Source organism: Syntrophorhabdus sp. (assembly GCA_012719415.1).
Taxonomy (GTDB): domain Bacteria; phylum Desulfobacterota; class Syntrophorhabdia; order Syntrophorhabdales; family Syntrophorhabdaceae; genus Delta-02.
On the sequence record JAAYAK010000004.1, the window covers coordinates 1 to 4,633 of the forward strand.

The following is a 4,633-nucleotide window of genomic DNA, read 5'->3' on the forward strand; positions in this document are numbered from 1 at the left end:
CGGCTTCCGTTCCGTAACGGTGTTGCATGGCATACTGGAGGATATCGTAGGCGACGTGGGACTTCTCGATACCATAGAGGATCCTCTGAAGGATATACCGCTTGAGGGCCTTTTCATTCTCCCACTGCGCCACGAAGGTGTTCCTGTCGCGGTAGGGAAGGATGAAGGAGAGATAGGCGATGCCGTCCACGAGCTGTGTCGTGACATTGCCGAAGCCGGGTGTCATGTCGAGCATCCTCATCGAGAGGAGATCGTCTTTCGTCAATTCCTCCGGCCTTGCCTGCAGGAATACCTTTTCAGGATCGATGACGGGAGAGGAGCCTTTCCTGTTGAGAAGATACGATGTTATGTCGGCGATGTTGAATTCGTCGATGGCGTCGGGAGGCGTGGTCCTCTTCGCGACATACACGTCGTTCTCCGCCAGGTATGCCCTCGTCGTGGTGAAGATGTCTTCGGCAAAAAGGTCAGAGAGCCCCCCCACGATCCTGGGAAAGACCTCCATCCTTTTCTTGAAGCCCGCTGTCGCGCTGTGCAGGGAGGCTTTCTTCTCCTGAAGCCTGTCGATGAGGGACTGCCGCTCGGTTTCCTGTATCTCGGGGAGCGTTGTGAGGAGCCCGCTCAAGGAGAAGGCCTTGCAGAAAAGATGAAGCGCGTCCCTGTCGTTCGTCTCGACGGCTTCCTCGAGATCAATGGAAAACATCCGCGTCTCACAGGCAAGCGGCTTCTTCATGAGCATCCACTGCTTGCCATTCGTCAGGATGCCCCAGGGTGTCTTCGTGTTCTTCAGGAAATAGAATAGCTGGTACAGGGGAATGCGGTTCTCGAACTCGAGATAGAAACCGCTGATACCCTCTTCGAGGTTTCTCCCGAAGCGTTTGAGAAGGAGGACACCCAGCGTGTTCGCGTAGTATTCCGGAGTTCCCCACAGGGGCGACGCCCTGTCCCGGTCGGCCTCTGTCGCGAAGAGGGCGACGTCGGGTCCCTTTATGGAATCATTGAAATACTTCGGCTTCGATTCATAGGCATAGCCGAGCATCTTGAGGATGGGTTTGATGAGATGGATCTCCGTGTGTATCTCGCTCGCGAACTTCTTTATGTCCTGGAACTTCGCAAGTATCTCGAGGAGCGAGACGTAGGCCGCGTCTTCCTCGGGAAGGCTGAGGATTTGTTCGAGCCCCCGGCGGGATATGAGGGAGTTACGCACGATCGTCTGCATAGGATTGATGCTACATAATAAAGGTTTGGGCCTGCTTAGTCAAGGAAAGGAGCGTCCTTTTCCTCTTCGTCGATGCCCATGTCCTGAATGCGTTTTATCTCCCTGAGCTTCATCGCGATGATGACGACAAGACCGATGATGCCTATCCAGAAGAAGACAAGCGCCTGGTAGATGATGTGCCGGTCGTACGGCGCTGCTGCGAAGACCTCGATCTTCGGTTCAGCGGCCGGCAGCATTGTTGCTTCGATGATAAGAAAGAAGACGAGGAGGAGCATCGAGAGCATTGCTGACACCCCCTAGGTTAAAAAACCGATAACGGTCATGAGCGTGAAGTAGACAAGGTAGAACACCCCGATCCACGTGAAGAGAGGACTTTTCCTTTCCATCGCCGACCTCCTGTCGAAAAAAGGGATGAGGAAGAAGAAGAGTATGGCCGCGGAAATGATGACGATGGCGATGGTCTCGCCGTTCATGCCCAGTATCTCTCCGGGGAAGAGCTTGAGTGTCTGGAAGAGAAAGAGGAAGTACCACTCGGGCTTGATGTTCTCCGGAGCCGGCGCAAGAGGGTCCGCTTTCCTGCCGATCTCTGGCGGAAAGAGGACGGCCAGCGTAACGACCACCCCCAGGCAGATGAGCCACACGATGAGGTCCTTGTAGAAGAGGTTGGGAAAGAAAGGCTCGGGTCTTCCCTGTTTCTCCTCCTGCGAGAGAGGCACGCTCATTCCATGGAGTTGGACGAGGAGGATGTGGAGCCCCGTCACGACAATGGTGACAAGAGGCAGGATGGCGACGTGGAACGCGTAGAAGCGTGTCAGCGTTTCGCCCGTCACGTCGAGGCCGCCGCGCAGGAAGCCTTTTATCAACCACCCGATGAGGGGAAGATTGCCGGCTCCGCCCGTGGCGACGCGCACCGCCGCGAAGGCCCTTTCGTCCCAGAGGAGAAAATACCCGCTGAGGCCGAAGAAGATGGATATGGCGAGCATCACGAAACCGGTGAGCCAGACGAGCTCCCGCGGTTTCCGGTAGGCTTTGAGAAGAAGGGCGCTGAACACGTGGACGAAGAGCACGAGTATGGTGAGCTGTGCCCCCCAGTGATGGAGGGAACGGAAAAGCCATCCCATGTTGAGCTTGGTGACGATGTCGATGATGCTCTTGTGGGCGTGCTCCGCGTGTGGGACGTAGTAGAGGGCGAGTGCCATCCCCGTTATGAACTGGAAGACAAAGAGGAACAGCGTGAGCCCTCCGGCGAAATACCAGGCATCGAACCGGTGGGATGGGACGGTCTTAAAGCGGGCAAGGTTCCCCAGCGCTTCGATATCGTACCTCTCTGAGAGCCAAACCTTAAGCCTTCGGCAGCTCAACCTTCACTCCCTTTTTCGCTATGATGAGCTTGTCGCCCTCGACCGTGATGTCGAAGATCTCGAGGGGTTTTGGCGGAGGTCCGCCGATGTTCCTGCCGTTCTCGTCGAACCATCCCTTGTGGCAGGCGCAGTAGAACTTCCTCTCGTCCGGCTTGTAGGTGATGTTGCATTCCATGTGGGTGCAGACGCCCTTGAGGGCTTGAACGGCCCCGCTCTCCTTCTTGAAGTAAAGACCCAGCTTGCCTCCCCAGGCGAAGGGTTTCACGGAGTTGAGGGGGATGCCCTCAAAGTCGGCCTTCTTGAGGATGACGAAGTCGGGTTCCTTCCCGAGCGTGGGAAAGGCGAACTTCAGGAGTGCCCAGAGGCTGCCTGAGGCGACGGCGGCTATCCATCCCCCGAAGAGGGTGTTGAGGAATGTCCTTCGCGTCACGAGTGAATGGTCGAGCTTCATTTCTTTATCCCCAGGAGCCGTCTTGCCTTCTTCTTTACAAGGGTCTTCCTCAGGTTTACGATCGAGTCGGTGGGCCGCACGTCCTTGGGACAGGCCTCGATGCACCGAAGGACCGTGTCGCAGCCCCAAACCCCCTTTTCATCGTTCACGGTGTCCAGGAAGTCCTCAGGCCGTTCGTCCCGGGAGTCAAGGATGAAACGTTCCAGCTTTGCCATGGCAGCGGGACCCAGGTATTGGGGGTCGCGGGCTATGACGGGGCAGGCCCCGTAGCAGCACGCGCAGAGGATGCAGTTGACGAACTGGTCGATGCGGCTTCGCTCTTCCTCGCTCTGCTCTATCTCCTTCTCTGGGTCTGCCGTCTGCCGTATGAGATAAGGCTTCACCTTCTCGTACATGCGCCAGAAGGGCGTCATGTCCACGACGAGGTCCTTTATGACCTCCATGTTGGGGAGGGGTTCGAGGATGATGGTGTTCGTGCCGAAGGAGGCCGCCTGTGTTCTGCAGGCGAGGTCGATCCTGCCGTTGATGACCATGGCGCAGGAACCGCAAACGGCGGACCTGCAGGATGAACGAAAGGAGAGAGTGCCGTCGATCTCGTCGCGGATCCTCATGAGGACGGCAAGGACCGTGAGCCCGGGGATGACCTTCACCCGGTACGTCTGGAACCGGGGCCGTTCGTCCGGTCTTTTCCTGTCGCTGCGGAGTATCTTGAAGGTGTATGCCGCCGCTGGTATCAATAGACCCTCTCCATGGGCTGGTAGCGCGTGATGGTGACACCCCGGAAGGAGATGCCGCACGTCCCGTCGCCACTCATGCGGGCGATGGTGTGCCGGAGCCACTTCTCGTCATCGCGTTTCGGAAAGTCCCTTCGCCAATGGGCCCCGCGGCTCTCTTCCCTCAGGAGCGCCCCGTGGGTTATCGTGTGGGCCACCTCGATCATGAACTCGAGCTCAATGGCGTTCATGAGCTCGTAGTTCATGTGTCGGGCCGGAGACGACACCCCGACGTTCCGGTAGCGCTCCCTGATGCGGCCGATGTCTTCGAGGGCCTTCTCCATTTCGGCCCGTTCGCGGAAGATCCCCACGTTGGCGCTCATCGTCCTTGCGAGTTCCCCGTGAAGGGAAAAGGTCTTCTCCCTACCACCCGTGACGAGGGCGGTCATCTTTTCTTCCGTCTTACGCGCGGTGGTGCGAACGATTTCTTCCTTCGCCGCCTCAGGCCGCCGCGACAGGTATTCATCGACGGCGCCGGCGGCCGTCTTCCCGAAGACGATCGTCTCAAGAAGGGAATTCCCGCCGAGCCTGTTGCCCCCGTGGACGCTCACGCAGGCGCATTCACCGGCGGCGAAGAACCCCCGCACCCCGGTCTCGGTCCTCGCGTTCGTATCGATACCGCCCATGGAATAGTGCTGGCAGGGCATGATGGGTATGGGTTCCCGTATGGGATCGATGCCGATGAAGTCGATGCAGATCTTCCGTATGCCCGGGAGTTTGGCGAGGATCTTCTGCTCTCCCAGGTGTGTGAGATCGAGCTTGATGTACCTGCCCAGGGGGTGGTCGAAGCCCCTGCCTTCATTGATCTCCGTCTGGATGCTTCGGGAGACGA

Annotated in this window: 6 protein-coding genes; all 6 read right to left on the reverse strand. The window is 58.1% G+C overall.

What is annotated here, in order from left to right; genetic code table 11:
• Positions 1-1,216: hypothetical protein (locus tag GXX82_00150; GenBank protein NLT21436.1), on the reverse strand; the 1,216-nt coding region annotated here is incomplete at its 3' end.
• Between the two features lie 35 nt (positions 1,217-1,251).
• Complete coding sequence (locus GXX82_00155; GenBank protein NLT21437.1) at positions 1,252-1,500, reverse strand: hypothetical protein; 249 nt, start codon at positions 1,498-1,500, stop codon at positions 1,252-1,254.
• Positions 1,501-1,512: 12 nt separating this feature from the next.
• Positions 1,513-2,577, reverse strand: a complete 1,065-nt coding sequence (locus GXX82_00160) for a cytochrome bc complex cytochrome b subunit (protein ID NLT21438.1) — start codon at positions 2,575-2,577, stop codon at positions 1,513-1,515.
• Positions 2,558-3,028 (reverse strand): ubiquinol-cytochrome c reductase iron-sulfur subunit, encoded by a 471-nt coding sequence (locus GXX82_00165; protein ID NLT21439.1) that lies wholly within the window; start codon positions 3,026-3,028, stop codon positions 2,558-2,560. The genes GXX82_00160 and GXX82_00165 overlap by 20 nt, the downstream gene beginning before the upstream one ends.
• Positions 3,025-3,765, reverse strand: coding sequence for a succinate dehydrogenase iron-sulfur subunit (gene sdhB, locus GXX82_00170; GenBank protein ID NLT21440.1), 741 nt, complete (start codon positions 3,763-3,765; stop codon positions 3,025-3,027). The genes GXX82_00165 and sdhB overlap by 4 nt, the downstream gene beginning before the upstream one ends.
• The coding region (locus GXX82_00175) for an FAD-binding protein (protein NLT21441.1) at positions 3,762-4,633 on the reverse strand (872 nt) is incomplete at its 5' end. The genes GXX82_00175 and sdhB, both read right to left, overlap by 4 nt.

Excerpts from the sequence above, each read along its gene's own strand:
- GXX82_00155 (NLT21437.1), bottom strand. The coding sequence starts at position 1,500 with ATGCTCTCGATGCTCCTCCTCGTCTTCTTTCTTATCATCGAAGCAACA.
- GXX82_00165 (NLT21439.1), bottom strand. The coding sequence starts at position 3,028 with ATGAAGCTCGACCATTCACTCGTGACGCGAAGGACATTCCTCAACACC.